At 62.8% G+C, this 15103-nt stretch carries 15 protein-coding genes; 1 reads left to right on the forward strand and 14 read right to left on the reverse strand.

Translation table 11 applies throughout. From position 1 onward, the window contains the following. Window positions 1-132 precede the first annotated feature (132 nt). On the reverse strand, window positions 133-1047 hold the full coding sequence (locus SB764_RS09235; protein ID WP_231957476.1) for a LysR substrate-binding domain-containing protein: 915 nt from the start codon (window positions 1045-1047) through the stop codon (window positions 133-135). A gap of 327 nt (window positions 1048-1374) precedes the next feature. Here SB764_RS09235 and SB764_RS09240 point away from each other — a divergent pair, with 327 nt between their 5' ends. After that, the gene (locus tag SB764_RS09240) at window positions 1375-2391 is read left to right on the forward strand and encodes an ABC transporter substrate-binding protein (RefSeq protein ID WP_410863321.1); all 1017 of its coding nucleotides are present in this window, start codon (window positions 1375-1377) and stop codon (window positions 2389-2391) included. Window positions 2392-2457: 66 nt separating this feature from the next. On the opposite strand, the gene SB764_RS09245 is transcribed toward SB764_RS09240, so the two are convergent. The 13 genes from SB764_RS09245 to SB764_RS09305 all read right to left on the reverse strand — a co-directional run bounded on the left by SB764_RS09245 (window position 2458) and on the right by SB764_RS09305 (window position 15095). Next, window positions 2458-3597, reverse strand: a complete 1140-nt coding sequence (locus SB764_RS09245; RefSeq protein WP_410863323.1) for a porin — start codon at window positions 3595-3597, stop codon at window positions 2458-2460. A gap of 286 nt (window positions 3598-3883) precedes the next feature. Then, complete coding sequence (locus tag SB764_RS09250; RefSeq protein WP_321869720.1) at window positions 3884-5071, reverse strand: porin; 1188 nt, start codon at window positions 5069-5071, stop codon at window positions 3884-3886. Window positions 5072-5316: 245 nt separating this feature from the next. After that, window positions 5317-6207 carry an ABC transporter permease gene (locus SB764_RS09255; RefSeq protein WP_074986892.1) on the reverse strand — a complete coding sequence of 297 codons (891 nt, stop codon included), beginning with the start codon at window positions 6205-6207 and terminating at the stop codon, window positions 5317-5319. Then, window positions 6204-7250, reverse strand: coding sequence for an ABC transporter ATP-binding protein (locus tag SB764_RS09260; protein ID WP_410863326.1), 1047 nt, complete (start codon window positions 7248-7250; stop codon window positions 6204-6206). The genes SB764_RS09255 and SB764_RS09260 overlap by 4 nt, the downstream gene beginning before the upstream one ends. Before the next feature lie 89 nt (window positions 7251-7339). Beyond that, entirely contained in the window at window positions 7340-8380 is a 1041-nt protein-coding gene (locus tag SB764_RS09265; protein ID WP_110328726.1) for an ABC transporter substrate-binding protein, read from the reverse strand. A 261-nt stretch (window positions 8381-8641) separates the two neighbouring features. Further along, window positions 8642-10276: a chaperonin GroEL gene (gene groL, locus SB764_RS09270; RefSeq protein ID WP_065058840.1), complete on the reverse strand. Its 1635-nt coding sequence runs from the start codon at window positions 10274-10276 to the stop codon at window positions 8642-8644. 14 nt (window positions 10277-10290) lie between these two features. Then, a complete protein-coding gene (groES, locus tag SB764_RS09275) occupies window positions 10291-10581 on the reverse strand; it encodes a co-chaperone GroES (protein WP_065058839.1) in 291 nt (96 codons plus the stop codon). Between the two features lie 258 nt (window positions 10582-10839). Further along, a complete protein-coding gene (locus tag SB764_RS09280; protein WP_074986894.1) occupies window positions 10840-11268 on the reverse strand; it encodes an ExbD/TolR family protein in 429 nt (142 codons plus the stop codon). A 21-nt stretch (window positions 11269-11289) separates the two neighbouring features. Further along, entirely contained in the window at window positions 11290-11715 is a 426-nt protein-coding gene (locus tag SB764_RS09285) for an ExbD/TolR family protein (RefSeq protein WP_065058837.1), read from the reverse strand. A gap of 19 nt (window positions 11716-11734) precedes the next feature. Continuing rightward, complete coding sequence (locus SB764_RS09290; RefSeq protein WP_065058836.1) at window positions 11735-12523, reverse strand: MotA/TolQ/ExbB proton channel family protein; 789 nt, start codon at window positions 12521-12523, stop codon at window positions 11735-11737. A gap of 88 nt (window positions 12524-12611) precedes the next feature. Continuing rightward, window positions 12612-13313 (reverse strand): energy transducer TonB, encoded by a 702-nt coding sequence (locus tag SB764_RS09295; protein WP_065058835.1) that lies wholly within the window; start codon window positions 13311-13313, stop codon window positions 12612-12614. 137 nt (window positions 13314-13450) lie between these two features. Then, window positions 13451-13624: a hypothetical protein gene (locus SB764_RS09300; protein ID WP_410863330.1), complete on the reverse strand. Its 174-nt coding sequence runs from the start codon at window positions 13622-13624 to the stop codon at window positions 13451-13453. Between the two features lie 16 nt (window positions 13625-13640). Beyond that, entirely contained in the window at window positions 13641-15095 is a 1455-nt protein-coding gene (locus SB764_RS09305; RefSeq protein ID WP_065058834.1) for an MFS transporter, read from the reverse strand. Window positions 15096-15103: the final 8 nt, after the last annotated feature.

The following is a 15103-nucleotide window of genomic DNA, read 5'->3' on the forward strand; positions in this document are numbered from 1 at the left end:
AAAACGGGAATCAACAGGGCACGCAAAGCGGATCGATACACGAGCGCGGACGCGCAAAGGCGAGCCCGCTCGAACGGCGGGCGGCAGGATAAACAAGCGGTAAAAAGGCGGAAAACCCGCGAAAAACGGGCGTCAGGCCGCTGCTTCGCGCGTATTCGGGCTTTTGTCGGCGAGCCGTTGCGCGGCTTCTTCCAGGCACGCCACCATCAATTGCGCGCTGGGCGTCAGGCCGCGATTGCGGTTCCACAGCACGCCCGCCGGACGCAGCAGTCGCGGCAGGCTTAACGGAAGCGTATGGAGCGGTTGAGTGGGATCGTTGGCCGGCGTGTCGGCCATTACGGCGATGAAATCGGACACCTGTAAATGCGCGCGCACGACGTGAATCGAGAGCGTTTCGATGTAATTATTCGAGAGCGGCACGCCATTCACTTCGAGCGCGCGTTCGAGCGGGTCGCGCAATATCGAACCGGGCGGCGGCAAGATCCACGGATAAGGATGCAGATCGGCCCATTTCAGATTCTTTTTACGCGCGAGCGGATGATGCCGACCCGTCACCAGTGTGACCGGATCTTCGAGCAATTCTTTTTCTTCGAAACTGCCGAGCGTGTCGGGCGGCGGCAGGCGGCCCACCACGAGATCGAGGCGGCCTTGCCAAAGCTCGGGCAGCAGCGAACCGGTCGTGCCTTCGATCACCACCACGTTAGTGCCCGGCGAGCGCTGTTTCAGCAGGCTCAGCGCTTGCGGCAGCAAGACCGAAGCCGACGCCGGCAGCATGCCAATATGCACCTTGCCTTCCGCGCCCGAACTCAAGGCCTTCAATTCGTCGCGCGCCTGATGCAGGATGGTGAGCATGTCGCGCGCGTGGCGAATCAGGCACTCGCCATAAGCCGTGGGCACGAGGCCTTGCGCGGTGCGCGAAAACAGCGTCAGTCCCATCCCCTTTTCGAGTTCCGCCAGCGCCTTCGACACCGCGGGCACCGTGACATGGGTGACGTCGGCCACCTGGGTCAGGTTTCGGTACGTATCGATCGCCACCAGAAGGTGCAAGTGCCGCGCCTTCAAGTTGATCTGCAAGTACCAGTCAAGCTCTGACAAGTCTCCACCTCTGCCGGTTTTACAACTTCGTTAAGTCTCGAGCCATTTTACTCAATTGCCTCAGGGGACAGTTCGCTGGCACGATCGCGCTGCGCGCCGTGGCCCCGTCCCCGTTGCCCGTCGTTGCCGCTCTCAAGCCGCTTGAACACGCGCCCAGCGGGGCTTTGCGCCCTCGGCGCGTCACGACACGCCAAGGCGGCCCGCAAGGGTTATCCCTGGCGAATTCGGCTCGCCGATTCAATCACGATGTGCCGGCCCACCGGCATGCGGAGACACCCGATGACACCAACCTTCAACCGCCGCCGCTTTCTGCGCGGTGTGGGCCTGCTGGGCGCCAGCGTGGCGGCGAGCGGTCTGGCCGCGCCTTACCTCGCACGCGGCGCGAGCGCGCCGATCCGGATCGTCAGCAATCCGGGGCTGGAGAACGCAACGCTCAATGCGTTGATGGACGAACTCGGTTATTTCAAACGCTTCGGCGTGAATGCGCAGATCGTCGACATTCCCGGCGTTCATGGCCCACTCGACGCGATGGCGGCGGGCGCGGGCGACGTCTGCATGGTGTCGGGCTACAACCTCGTGCTGTCACGCATTGCGCACGGCGCGCGAGTGAAGATCGTCGGCGCGGGCATGAAGCGATGCGCCTTGACGGTGTTCGCGCGGCCCGACGGCGCAACAACGCTCGCGGACCTGAAGCACAAAACGGTCGCCGTCGGGCCCGAGCGCGGCTTGCTCCATTCGCTGATGGTGCAGCTTTTGAAGGCACGCGGCATCGACTATTCGCAGGTTCGTTTCGTCGATAAAGGCAGCAACGACGATTGTCACGCGGCCGTGGTCAAAGGCGAAGTCGACGCGAGTTGTTCGAGCATTTCGCATTTGAACGATCGGGATGGACTCGTGGTGATTAACGACGGCAATATGTGGCAGGCGCTGCCGCACTGCATTTTCCAGACCGCCTACGCCTCGGACGACGCGATCCGCAACAAGCACGACGACATGGTCGCCGTCATGGGCGCCTATGGCGCGCTCTATGAATTCCTGATGTCGCCGGATTCGCGCGACGCCTTTTTCGCCGCGCGCAAACACGCGCAGAAACGCTTCGACGCGGCATCGGCGCAAGCGATCTGGCATTTCAACGAAACGCAGCGTCCGTATTCAAAAGATCTCGCGCTGACCGAAGCCGATATCGGCTATCTGCAGGATATGTATATCGGTCTCGGCAGCCTCGATCGCAAACAGGCTTTCGCGGAGGTCGCCGATATGTCGGCGGCGCGTGAAGCGGCGAAACTTCTCGGCTGACTTGAGCGATTCAATGCCCGGAGATCACGCGACGCGGCAATCTCCGGGCTGCGCCACGCAGCCCACCTAGAACGTGTGCCGGATACCCGCAATCACGGAGAGTTGCGAGCCGCCGGCCGGCGGCGTCGCCGTGGGCGAAATGGTCGTGGCCGAGAGCGCGAGATTGCCGTCATTGTGAATATGCTCGGCGGTCACATAGAGGAAGGTGGCTTTCGAAAGCAGATATTCGCCGCGCAGCACGAAGACCAGCGCCTTGTTTTCGGAGTGATCGTACTGTAGATGCGCAACCATGCCGTCGACGTACAGGAACGGCGTAATCGGCACCGTGCCGGTCACCCAAAACAGATTGCTCTTGGGCGTGGCAATGCCTTCGTCGTCGCGGCGAATCCAGCCCACGCCGAATTTCGCGCCCCTGAACTTGAAATAGCCGCCCAAAGTAAAGCGACTGTCCGTGAGTTTCGGCGACGTCAAACCGCCCCACGTGGCCGACGTGCCGCCGTAATTGCGTTCATACGAACTCGCGACGCCCCAATAACCGCCGTCGTATTTCATCATCGCCGAATATTCGCGGCATTGATTCGACGGCGACGTTTCACCGGGGCAATTAGTGGCGACCGAGCTGTTACCCGATTCCGCGTCGCGGCCGAAGCTGTAATTCACACCGCCTTCGAGCGCACCGGCAAAAAAGCGGTAACTCACGGAATTGTCGGCGCGGGCGTTGGCAATGCCGTTATCGAGCGTCGTGAGGCCTTGCGCGCCCGTGCCGAACGGGTTGATGAACGACGTCGCGAAGAAGCGCATCGTGTATTGGCGACCGAACGTGATGCGCCCGAACGGGCCGTCGAGGCCGACATAGGACTGGCGGCCGAACAGGCGTCCGCCCTGCCGCGACGCGCCGTTATTCGGCTGAAAACCGCCCTGCAAATCGAATATGGCGCGCGTACCGCCGCCCAGATCTTCATTGCCGCGAATGCCGAAATACGAAGTGGCGGTGCCGTCGCCTTCACGAAACGCACTGGTGGTGGCGTTCTTGCCCTTGGCCACGTTGTTGACGTATTCCAGACCTTGATCGATCAGGCCGTACATCGTGACCGAGCTGGTACCGAACGGTTGAAACTGGGCCGCGTTACTGCCGTCGGCGAAAGCGCAAACGGGCGTCATGCTCATCAACGCCGCGCCCGCGCATAGTGCGGATCTACACTTCATGATCGTCGCTGTCTCCAGGATTCGAGTCATCGCAGGCCTTTGCGGCTCATCGGCGCCCATCTGAGCGCCGCCGTGACTCATGTAATCGCTTTGTTTGTAATGCCCTGAAATTTTGCCTGTGCAGCGCCACCGGTCCATTGAGAAAAACGGCCGGTCATGTGAGCAAATGGTTAAGGCGCGCGTGTCGCGGAAACGGAAAGTGGAAACCACCCGGCGCACAGTCATGCCTGTGCGCCAGGTACGCTTGATTGAAGAATGAACGCGCGCGAGTCGCGCCCGGCCTGAATTAAAACCGATGCCGGATGCCCGCGATAACCGACGTCTGAGAGCCGCCTTCGGGCGGCCCCACGACCGGAATGATCGTACTGGCCGACAATGCGAGCGCGCCGCTATTCTTGATATGCTCGCCCGTCACATAAAGCGCCGTGTTTCTCGACAGCGTATAGACCGCGCGCAATACGAATATCACGGCTTTATCGGGCGTGTGATCGTATTTGAGTTCCGCCACTTCGCTGTCGAACGAGAGCGCCGGACTCACCGGCACAGTGCCGGTTACCCACACGAGATTGCTTTTCGGCGTCGAAATACCTTCGTCGTCGCGACGGATCCATCCCGCGCCAAAACGCGCGCTGCGAACATTGAAATACGCGCCCAGAATGAAGCGGCTGTCCGTGAGTTTCGGCGATGTGAGGCCGCCCCATGTCGCCGACGTGCCGCCGTAATTGCGCTCGTATGCGCTGACAACGCCCCAGATGCGGCTTTCGTATTTGAGCAGCGCCGACCATTCGCGGCATTCGTTCGACGGCGACGTCTCGCCCGGGCAATTGGTGGCGACGACGCTGTCGCCGTCCACGGCATCGCGACCGAAACTGTAATTCACGCCGGTTTCGAATCCGTCGATATGGTAGCGGTAGCTGATCGAGTTATCCGCGCGCGGATTCGCAATGCCGTTATCGAGTGTCGTCAGGCCTTGCGCGCCGAATCCGAACGGATTGATCGGCTTGATCGCATAAGCGCGCATCGTATATTGGCGGCCGAATGTCAGGCTGCCGAAGTCGCCCGCCACGCCCACATACGATTGCCGCCCGAACAGGCGCCCGCCCTGGCTCGCCGTGCCGTTGCTCGCCTGAAACCCGCCTTCGAGATCCCAGATGGCGCGCAGGCTGCCGCCCAGCGCTTCGTTGCCGCGAATGCCGAAGAACGAAGTGTCCGTTCCCCAGCCGGTTCGCAGGCTGCTGGCCGTGCCTTTGCCCACCGCCTGCCCGGTAATGTATTCGACGCCTTCGTCGACCGAGCCGTAAAGCGTCACGGTATTCTCGCCGCCCAACACCCACGGCGGTGATTCCGTCGCCCATGCCGGCGATGAGTCGATGCATGTTCCAATGCATGCTCCAATAAGCGACGCACAGATAAAAATCGCGGACCTGTACCTCATGGCCGTCTTTATCCTCATGTAATAGTGCACGCAACGCATCCGTGCGACGTGTGTCGCCGATGCATTGCGTTGTCTCCGTTTGTGTGAGGATTTTGCCAGCGCGGCCGCGCCGGTCGATTGAGAAAACTTGCCGCTCGCTTGAGCGAATGGTTAACGCGCAAAGACGCACGGCGCGCTGAACGACCGTGCGGAATTGAGGATCTGCGGAGTGGAATTAATGCGGCTAAATCAAAACGCCGGATGCGCCCTGTCGCGTCATCCGGCGCTTTCGGTTAATTCTGCGTTCAATGCTGCACGCCCCAGCGCCGCACGGTCAGCCGTTCGAGCGTATCGAAAACCAGATGCTCGACGAGCAGGCCAATGAGGATCACCGCCGCGAGCCCGGCGAACACGCGATCGGTATACAGCTCGTTTCGATTCTGGAAGATGTACCAGCCCAGGCCGCCCTGTCCCGCGCTCGCGCCGAACACGAGTTCCGCCGCGATCAGCGTGCGCCAGGCAAACGCCCAGCCCACACGCAGGCCCGCGATAATCGACGGCAACGCCGCCGGCACCAGAATGAGCGCGACGTGACGCAGCCCGCTCAGTCCGTAATTGCGTCCCGCCATGCGCAAGGTGGCGGGCACGCCGAGAAACCCCGTGTACATGTTGAGCGCAAGCGGCCACAGCACCGCATGCACGAGCACGAACAGCAGACTGCCCGTGCCGAGTCCGAACCAGAGCAGCGCGATGGGCAATAGCGCAATCGAAGGCAAAGGATTGAACATCGCGGTCAACATGGAAAGCAGATCGCGGCCCGCGCGCGTGGACACGGCCAGCGCCGTGAGCGCGAACGCGAGCACCACGCCGATGGCATAGCCGCGCAATAACACGGACAGCGAAATCGCGGTCTTCTCCAGCAACTCGCCGCTCAGGATGCCTTGCACGAACGCCATGAATGTCGCGCCGAAAGTTGGCACCAGCAGATCGTTGTTCACGATGCGCGCGGTGATCTCCCACGCTGCGATCAACAGCAGCGCGATCAGCGTGCGCCTCAACCAGCTTGCATCGGCAAGACGCCTGGCGAGCGGCAGCGGCACCGAATCGCCGCCGGGCGGCACGGGTTGCAGCGTGCGTTCGTATTCCTCGCGCACGGGCGGCAGCGGCGGCAGGGCCGCGCGATTCGGCGTGCTCATGCGTGTGCCTCCGCGTTTATCTTTTCTTCTCTGTTCGCTTCTGCGTTCGCTTCTGCGTTCGCTTCTGCGTTCATTTCCGTCTCGAACAACAGGCCGTGAATGCGCGCGACGTTCGCGCGAAAGCCCTCATCGTCGAGGCTGGCGTGCGACCACGCGTGACTGTTCAGCTCCGCGCGCACGCGTCCGGGATGCGCCGAAAGCAGCAAAATGCGATTGCCCACCACCAACGCTTCTTCGATCGAATGCGTGACGAACAGCAGCGTGAAGCGTTCGTCGTCCCAGAGGCGTAGCAATTCCTCCTGCATCTTGCGGCGCGTGAGCGCGTCGAGCGCGGCGAACGGTTCGTCCATCAGCAGCACGCGCGGCTGCATCGCGAGCGCGCGTGCAATCGCCACGCGCTGCTTCATGCCGCCCGAAAGCGTGTGCGGATACGCATCGGCAAATGGCGCGAGACCGACCTTGTCGAGATAATGCAGCGCACGCGCCTTCGCCTCGGCGCGCGGCAACTTGCGGGCCACACGCAAGGGAAACGCGACGTTCTCCACCACGGTCTTCCACGGCGGCAACTGATCGAACTCCTGGAACACGACCACGCGATCCGGACCGGGGCCGCGCACGCGCTGACCGTCCAGCGCGATCGTGCCGCCGACGGGTTCGATAAAGCCCGCGATTGCCTTGAGCAAGGTGGACTTGCCGCAGCCCGATGGCCCCAGCAGCACGAAGCGGTCGCTGCCGTAGACGTCGAAGCTCACATCGTGCGTGGCGCGCACGATGCGCTCGCGACTGCGGTATTCGAGACTGACGCCGTCGATGGCGAGCAGCGGACCGCCAGCATCGGCGACATTGGACGCATAGCCCGGCACGGCGCGCGGCGTGCGCTGGCCGAAGGCCGCATCGGCGTCGCCCGCGATCGGCGCGGCGCCTTCCAGGCCACGGCGCGCCAGCGGCGCGTGGGCCCCGAGTCGGGAGGGTGTGACTGTCACGATCGGAACTCCAGCAGAGAAAACGTCAACATACGGGCAGTCGCCGCACATCCCAACCAAGGAATCGCCATATCCAAAACACGGCGACGCATAAACGCCGGTTACGGCGCTTCAGCAGGCGAAACCGGCATGCGGAATCAACACGCAAATCAACTACCACCCGCCGTCGCCGGATCGTCGAAGAAATAATCGCGCCAGCTTTTCGGCTCGTTGCGGATCGCGCCCGTGCGATACATGAATTGCGCGAGCGGCAGCGTGTTCTGCGGCGCCGTCTTGAACTGCACCTGCGGATCGCGCAGGATCTTCAGCAGCAGATTGCGGTCGATCTTCGAACCGTTCACGCGGATGTAGATATCGGCGGCTTTCTCGGGATCGGTCGAAATCAGATGGGCCGCGTCGGCGAGCGCCGCCACGAAGGCGTGATAGGTCTTCGGATTCTCGTCGCGAAACTTCTGCGTGGTGTAGAGCACCGTCGCCGAACTCGGGCCGCCGAGCACGTCATAGGAATTCAGCACGATATGCGCCTTCGGGTTCCCGGCCAGCTCCTGCTGCTGGAACGGCGGATTGCCGAAATGCGCCGTGATGACGTTGCTGTTCGCGATCAGCGCGGCGGCTGCATCCGGATGCGGAATGGCCTGCGTGAGCTTGTCGAGCCGCTCGAACTGCTTGTCGCCCCACTGCTTCGCCGCCGCGTATTGCAGCACGCGCGACTGCACGGAAACGCCCACGGCGGGCACCGCAATGCGATCCTTGTCGGTGAAGTCGGCCACGGTCTTGACGTTCGGATCGGTGCTCACGAGGTAGTACGGCAGGTTGCCGAGCGAGGCCACGCCCTTCACGTTCTGGCGGCCGTGCGTGCGGTCCCAGACGGTCAGCAGCGGGCCGACGCCCGCGCCCGCGATATCCACCGCGCCCGAGAGCAGCGCATCGTTGACGGCCGCGCCGCCCGAGAGGCGCACCCAGTCGACCTTGATGTCGACGCCGGCCTTGTGCCCTTCCTGCTCGATGAAGTGCTGATCGCGCGCGACGTTGAGCATCAGATACACCACGCCGAACTGCTCGGCGACGCGAATCGTGCCCTCGGCGCGTGCCGGTTGCGTCGCGGCCAGCGTGCCGGCGGCGAGCGCCACGGAAAGAGAAGGCGCGAACGCGCGGCGCAAGGCGTGCGCGGCGCGAGACAGGAACGGCATAGGAGTACCCCGTGATAGTTGTCTGAGTGAGTTTGAAAGGCGCATGTAACTTGCCGATAGAGGCCAATCTAAATGCGCCTGCTGCACCTGACAACGAAGCAAATCCGATACGTTTATCCAGTCGAGTCATAAAGCCGCTGCTAACGCATACAAGGGCGCGAACCTATGAGTGTCCGCATCGCGCCACAATAGAAAAGGCCACGACAAATGCCGTGGCTCTTTCATTGCTATACGCGCGAATATCGCGTGCGTGGCTGCCGGTCAGAAGCCCAGATCGCCGCCGCCAGGCACGCCGCCCGGCGCAGGCGCGGACGCCGCCTTGGGCGCTTCGTGCACGGTCGCATCGGTCGTCAGCAGCAGCCCGGCCACGGACGCCGCGTTTTGCAGCGCCGTGCGCGTGACCTTGGTCGGATCGAGCACGCCCTTTTCGACAAGATCGCCATACTGGCCCGTGGCCGCGTCGTAACCGAAATTGCCCGAGCCCTCCGCCACGCGCGCCGCCACCACGCTCGCCTCCTCGCCCGCATTGGTCACGATCTGGCGCAGCGGTTCTTCGAGCGCGCGCAGCACGATCTTCACGCCGGCGGTCTGATCGGGGTTGTTGCCCTGCAGATTGAGAATCGCCTGGCGCACGCGAATCAGCGCCACGCCGCCGCCCGGCACAATGCCCTCTTCCACCGCCGCGCGCGTCGCGTGCAGCGCGTCGTCCACGCGATCCTTCTTTTCCTTCACTTCGATTTCGGTCGCGCCGCCCACCTTGATCACGGCCACGCCGCCCGCGAGTTTCGCCACGCGTTCCTGCAACTTCTCGCGATCGTAATCGGAAGTCGCTTCTTCGATCTGCACGCGAATCTGCTTCACGCGGGCTTCGATCGCCGCCGCTTCGCCCGCGCCATCGATCACCGTCGTATTTTCCTTGCCGATCTCCACGCGCTTGGCCTGACCGAGTTCGGCAAGCGTGGCCTTGTCGAGACCCAAGCCGGTTTCCTCGGCGATCACCTGACCGCCCGTGAGGATCGCGATATCTTCGAGCAGCGCCTTGCGGCGGTCGCCGAAACCCGGCGCCTTCACCGCGACCGTCTTGAGCACGCCGCGAATATTGTTGACGACGAGCGTCGCGAGCGCCTCGCCCTCGATATCTTCCGCGATCAGCAGCAGCGGACGCCCGGCCTTCGCGACCTGTTCGAGCACCGGCAGCAGATCGCGGATATTCGAAATCTTCTTGTCATGCAGGAGAATGAACGGATTGTCGAGTTCGGCAATCTGCTTGTCGGCGTTGTTGATGAAGTACGGCGAAAGATAGCCGCGATCGAATTGCAGACCTTCGACCACGTCGAGTTCGTCGTCGAGCGACTTGCCGTCTTCCACCGTGATCACGCCTTCCTTGCCGACGCGATCGAGCGCTTCCGCAATGCGCTGGCCGATCGACTCTTCGCCGTTGGCCGAGATGGTCGCGACCTGCGCGATTTCCTTGCTCGTGGTGGTCGGCTTGCTGATCTTCTTCAGCTCCTCGATCGCGGCGCTCACGGCCTTGTCGATGCCGCGTTTCAGATCGAGCGGATTGAGACCGGCCGCCACGTATTTCTGCCCTTCGCGCACGATCGCCTGCGCCAGCACGGTGGCCGTCGTGGTGCCGTCGCCGGCGGCGTCGCTGGTTTTCGACGCGACTTCCTTGACGATCTGCGCGCCGATGTTCTGCACCTTGTCCGCGAGTTCCACTTCCTTCGCCACCGACACGCCGTCCTTCGTCACGACGGGCGAGCCGAAGCTGCGTTCGAGCACGACGTTGCGTCCCTTGGGACCGAGCGTGACCTTCACGGCGTCGGCGAGAATGTTCACGCCTTCGATGAGTTTGCTACGGGCGATGTCGCCGAATACGATGTCTTTCGCTGCCATGATCGATGCTTCCCTCAGGATTGAACGACTGCGACGATGTCTTCTTCGCGCAGCACGAGCAGTTCGTTGCCGTCGACTTTCACGGTCTGACCGGCGTATTTGCCGAACAGCACGCGGTCGCCCACGTTGAGATCGGGCGCGATGCGGCGCCCGTCGTTGTCGCGCCGGCCCGGACCGACGGCAAGCACTTCGCCCTGGTCCGGCTTTTCGGCGGCGCTATCGGGAATCACGATGCCCGATGCGGTTTTGGTTTCCTGATCGAGTCGCTTGACGATCACGCGATCGTGCAATGGGCGCAGGCTCATGGGCGTAGTCCTTTAACGTTATCAGCGATGGGCTGGCACTCGTTCAATGCGAGTGCTGATGGAGAACCGAGTATAGAAAACGCTTTCGCCGCGCTCCAATAATGGATTGGCAATTCGATATCGCGCGAATCCTGCAATCGATATGGCGATGCGTGTGTTGAATCGAAGACGAATCGAAGGCGCGAAAAAAAGCGAACGGCGCACCGTTCGCTTTAACGAAGTCCTCTCGTTCGGATCGAACGAGGGCCATCCCCAGTTTTACTGCATGTATTGCTCGTTTCCAATCAAGCCGATCTTTGTCGCGCCTTCGCGCTGCGCGGCCGCCAGCACTTCGGCCACGGCGCGATACGGCGCGGCTTTATCCGGCAGCAGATGAATCTCCGATTGATCGGCTTGCGCCGCCACGTCGGCCATATGTCGTTCGAGATCGGCGTGATCCTGAAGATGCGCGCCATTCCAGGCGAGCGCGCCGCTTGCATCGATATCCACCTGCACGACCGGCGGCGGCGCGGCGGGCGGCGGCGGATCGCCCACGGGCAGATTCATTTTCACCGAGTGCATCTGGATCGGAATCGTGATGATCAGCATGATCAACAGCACGAGCATCACGTCGATCAGCGGCGTGGTGTTGATGTCCACCATCACGTCCGGTTCGTCGCCGGAACCCTGGTTCACCTGCATTCCCATATCTGTTTCCTTCGCTCGCGCTCAACCGCCGCGCGCGGGCGGCTGCGTGATGAACGACACCTTCGTGATACCCGCGCGCTCGCAATCGGTCACCACGCGGCCGATGAACTCGTAGCGCGTGGACTGATCGCCGCGCACATGCACTTCGGGCTGCGGATCGCGCTGCGAGACCGTCTTCAGTTGCGCGAGCAGCGTGGGCGAATCGATACGCCGCTCGTTCCAGAACACGTTGCCGTCCTTGTCGACGGCAATTTCAATCGCGTCCGGTTTAGTCTGCAGCGGACTCACGGTTTCCTTCGGCAATTGCACGGGCACCGTATGCGTGACCACCGGAATCGTGATGAGAAAGATGATCAGCAGGACCAGCATGACGTCGACGAGCGGCGTCGTGTTGATGGTGGCGATCACCTCGTCTTCGCCGCCGTCCTGAGCTACGTTCATGGCCATGATGACTCTCTTCGCGCGCTCAGCCCGCGTTGGCGACGGCGCGCACGTTGCGCTTGCGGCCCGACAGCAGCACCGTATGCAGTTGCGCGCCGAACGTGCGCACGCGCTCCATCAGCGACTTGTTGCGGCGCACGAGGAAGTTGTAGCCGAGCACGGCCGGCACGGCGACCGCGAGGCCGATGGCGGTCATGATGAGCGCCTCGCCCACCGGACCCGCCACTTTGTCGATCGAGGCCTGACCCGCGATGCCGATCGCCGTGAGCGCGTGATAAATGCCCCACACGGTGCCGAACAGGCCGACGAACGGCGCGGTCGAACCGACCGTCGCGAGAAACGCGAGACCGTCCTGCAGGCGATTGCCGACGTTGTTGATCGAGCGGTCGATGCTCACCTGAATCCACGTATTGCGATCCACCTCTTCGAGCAGAACTTCGTCGTGATGCTCGGCGGCGTCGATGCCGGTTTCGGCGATGAAGCGAAACGGCGAGCGTTCGTCGAGTTGCGCCGCGCCTGCCGCGAGCGACGGCGCTTCCCAGAGCTGCTGATCCGCCGACTTCGCGCGGCGATTGGCGCGCGCCTGTTCGACGAACTTGGTGACCATGATGTACCAGCTACCCATCGACATGGCGACCAGCACGAGCAGCACGAAACGCGCGACGAAGTCGCCGTTCTTCCACAGCGCGTCGAGGCCATAGGGGTTCGCGGTCTCCACGCCGGCGGCCTGCGCCCACGCGGTGACGGGAATCGCCGCCGCCACGGCGACGACGGACAGGGCCGCACGCGCGGCAAACTTCGATTGCTTGTTCATCAGGACTCCAACATTAAAGACAGCGGAGGCCGGCGTGGCGCGATCGTCTTGAACGCGCCTGAATCTTTCTCGCCAGCCCACCGTAAATTCAGTTCAGATTGAACGAGAACGGCACCTGCACGCGCACCGGCTGACCTTGCGAAATGCAGTTGAACCGCTTGACCGCATTGAACGCCGCGCGATCGAGCAACGGGTCCGCCGACTTTTCGACTTTCTCGTCGGTCACGTGACCTTGCGGATCGACCACGAACGAAATCAGCACGTCGCCCGTGATGTTGTTCTCCTGCGCTTCCTCCGGATACGTCATGCTGGCGCGCACCTTGTCCGAGTTCGGACACACCACGCCCGCTTCATGACTCACCGGTTTGGGCGGTGCGGGCGGCGCGACCGGCGCGGGCGGCGTGGGCGCCGGAATCACCGCCGTCGGCGCAGGCGCGGCCTGATGCTCGATGGTCGGCGCGGGCGGTGCGGCCACGTGCACCTCGGGCGGCGGCACGAACGGCGGCGGACGCTTGATCTTCGGCGGCGGCTGCTTGACGACCGGTTGCGCGGGCGGCGTGGGCGCGGGCGTCGGCGGCTTGACCGGCATGATGATGCGCGTCTCCACCGGCTTCTGGACGATCTGCACCACCTTCGTGGCGAGACCGTTGAGCAGCGCCCAGATCAGCACGACGTGCAGCAGCAGGACTGCTGCGATACCGCCATAGCGGCGCGCCGGGCTTTGCTGCTTCGCGCCGTATTGTTTCGGCCGCCCCGACCAGCGGTCTGCTGCGGCTGTTCCCTGCGACATACACCACTCCGTTCGCTTACCTGAGTCATTCAATTCGTCAATACGCCTGCGGCTTTCGTGCAGCCGACGCTCAGGAGGTTACCCGCCCATCGCGCCGCGCTTAACCAAGCAATTCGAATAACGTTATGGTTGTTGAATCATCGATCGGTTTTTAATGTGATCGCCGCGACGGCGTGGCTGCGATAGCGGCAAATCCAGGCGCTATGGCGGCGATCGATACGCTTGTGCGTGATGACGACGCAATCAACTTCGGCAACGACAATCGCGGCTCGGGTGCGCGTGAGCACCTGAACGCTATCAGAGCGCTCCATTAGCCCCGGCACGTGCTTACGCGTGCTCGGCATGCTCCGCGTGATCGCGCGCGAGCACCGTCTCATCGTCGATATCGTGCTCGGTCGGTTCGTACTTCACGAGCGCTAGAAAGCCGATGGGAATGACCGCCGCGAGCGCCACGACCCAGAACATATCCGTGCCGAGCTTTGCGTTGAGGATCGGCAACACGAACAGCGCCACCGCGCTGCCGATCCCCGTGAGCGCACGGCCAAAACCGAGCCCCGTGCCGCGAATCGACGTCGGATACGAAAGCGCCGGATAAATCATCATCTGTGCGCCCGGGCCGAAACCTTCCGCGAACAGCCACGCGCCGAGCATGGCCAGTGCAATGCCGATGCCCAGCGCCGTCTGCGGATGCCCGAGCAACGCGAGCGCCACGAGCGCGACGAACTGCAACGCGAAACCCGCGAGCGCAACATGCCGCGAGGGCCGCGTGTGCGCGAGCCGCATGCCGAGCAAGCCGCCCGTGAGCGCAAACAAGACATTGAGCGCGAGCGAAGCCGAAATGGTTTCGAACACGCCCGCGCCGAGAAACTGCGAAAGAATCGACGGCAGGAAAAACGCAATGGCCGTGTACTCGAACGGAATGCACAGATTCATCACGCTCGCGACAATCGTGCGCGCCAGATACGGGCGCTGGAACAGCACGCGAAAACTCACGGGCGGCTGAGGATTCGCGGGCGGCGCTTCGTCGGCCTTATGCGCGTGAATGCCGTACGACTCGCGCAGAATGCGCACGGCGTCGTCGAGCTTGCCCTGATTCGCGGCCCACAGCGGCGACTCGTTCATGAAGCGGCTGCGCACGGCAATGATGATGAGCGCGGGCACCGCGCCGAAGATCAGCGAGGCGCGCCACAGCCAGCCCGCGTGCTCCTGCGGTAAAAAGAAATACAGCCCGAACACGATCAGAAAGCACACCGATGAAGCCGCGTACCACATCGGGCACCACGCGGCGAGCCGCGAAGCTTTATTGCCGCTGCCCTGGAATTTCGAAAACTCGGAAAGAAACGCCATCGCTACGGGCAAATCGATACCCACGCCAAGACCCATCACGAAACGCGCGGCGATCAGCACCCAGACGTTGGGCGCGAGCCCGGCGGCGATCGCCGCGACGACGAAGAAGAGCATGTCGGCCATGAAGACCTGATAGCGGCCGATACGATCGGTAAACCAGCCGCCGACGAGACTGCCCAGTATGGTCCCGATCATGATCGACGACGTGACGATGCCGGTCAGCGAAGGCGTCAGGTTGAATTCGCGCACGACATCCTGAATGCCGTACGACAGCGTGGTGAGATCGTAAGCGTCGAGAAATACGCCGCCGAGCGCGAGCAGCACGATCACGCGTGCATGACTTGCGCGCGCGGTGCTGGTGTTGATGAGGCGCGAAACGTCGCTGGCCGAACGAATCGGCGACGACACAGTTGAATCAATATCGAGCGTGCTCAATGGAATCC

The organism is Paraburkholderia sp. SIMBA_027 (assembly GCF_046535315.1).
Taxonomy (GTDB): domain Bacteria; phylum Pseudomonadota; class Gammaproteobacteria; order Burkholderiales; family Burkholderiaceae; genus Paraburkholderia; species Paraburkholderia tropica.

What these genes read in the sequence shown, in the direction of transcription:
- SB764_RS09290 (WP_065058836.1), bottom strand. Translation starts at nt 12,523, where the DNA reads ATGAACAAGCAATCGAAGTTTGCCGCGCGTGCGGCCCTGTCCGTCGTC.
- SB764_RS09255 (WP_074986892.1), bottom strand. Translation starts at nt 6,207, where the DNA reads ATGAGCACGCCGAATCGCGCGGCCCTGCCGCCGCTGCCGCCCGTGCGC.
- SB764_RS09240 (WP_410863321.1), top strand. Translation starts at nt 1,375, where the DNA reads ATGACACCAACCTTCAACCGCCGCCGCTTTCTGCGCGGTGTGGGCCTG.
- SB764_RS09300 (WP_410863330.1), bottom strand. Translation starts at nt 13,624, where the DNA reads ATGGAGCGCTCTGATAGCGTTCAGGTGCTCACGCGCACCCGAGCCGCG.
- groL (WP_065058840.1), bottom strand. Translation starts at nt 10,276, where the DNA reads ATGGCAGCGAAAGACATCGTATTCGGCGACATCGCCCGTAGCAAACTC.
- SB764_RS09250 (WP_321869720.1), bottom strand. Translation starts at nt 5,071, where the DNA reads ATGCGTTGCGTGCACTATTACATGAGGATAAAGACGGCCATGAGGTAC.
- SB764_RS09280 (WP_074986894.1), bottom strand. Translation starts at nt 11,268, where the DNA reads ATGGGAATGCAGGTGAACCAGGGTTCCGGCGACGAACCGGACGTGATG.
- SB764_RS09285 (WP_065058837.1), bottom strand. Translation starts at nt 11,715, where the DNA reads ATGGCCATGAACGTAGCTCAGGACGGCGGCGAAGACGAGGTGATCGCC.
- SB764_RS09265 (WP_110328726.1), bottom strand. Translation starts at nt 8,380, where the DNA reads ATGCCGTTCCTGTCTCGCGCCGCGCACGCCTTGCGCCGCGCGTTCGCG.
- groES (WP_065058839.1), bottom strand. Translation starts at nt 10,581, where the DNA reads ATGAGCCTGCGCCCATTGCACGATCGCGTGATCGTCAAGCGACTCGAT.
- SB764_RS09295 (WP_065058835.1), bottom strand. Translation starts at nt 13,313, where the DNA reads ATGTCGCAGGGAACAGCCGCAGCAGACCGCTGGTCGGGGCGGCCGAAA.
- SB764_RS09245 (WP_410863323.1), bottom strand. Translation starts at nt 3,597, where the DNA reads ATGAAGTGTAGATCCGCACTATGCGCGGGCGCGGCGTTGATGAGCATG.